This is a genomic window from Bacillus sp. NTK071 (assembly GCF_017303315.1).
In the GTDB taxonomy this organism is placed as follows: Bacteria; Bacillota; Bacilli; order Bacillales; family Guptibacillaceae; genus Guptibacillus.
In genome coordinates this window covers 1-260 of sequence record NZ_JAFKOI010000128.1, presented here as the reverse complement: position 1 = coordinate 260, position 260 = coordinate 1, and the positions used below count along the sequence as shown (strand labels likewise).

At 66.2% G+C, this 260-nt stretch carries 1 protein-coding gene; it reads left to right on the top strand.

The window, feature by feature from the left end:
• Positions 1 to 260, top strand: a 260-nt coding sequence (locus JI666_RS22230; RefSeq protein ID WP_206895089.1) for an EamA family transporter, incomplete at both ends; no start/stop codon positions are given.

Genomic DNA, 260 nt, shown 5'->3' with positions numbered 1-260 from the left:
CACGGTCGCGCCCAACCTTCTGAATTATGCACTGGTCCAGCAGGCGGGCGCGAACCGCGCGGCGCTGGCGATGTTCCTCATGCCCGCCTTCAGTGTGGTATTCGGCATGATCTTCCGTGACGAGCGGCTGCCGCTTCTGGCATTCGGCGGGCTGGCGCTGGTGATCGCTGCCTCGACGGTGAAACTGCCGAAATGGCGGCGCGCGAAATCGGCCCTCGCGGCCGAGGCGCAGGGACATCGCGTGGTTCGTCAGATGGGAC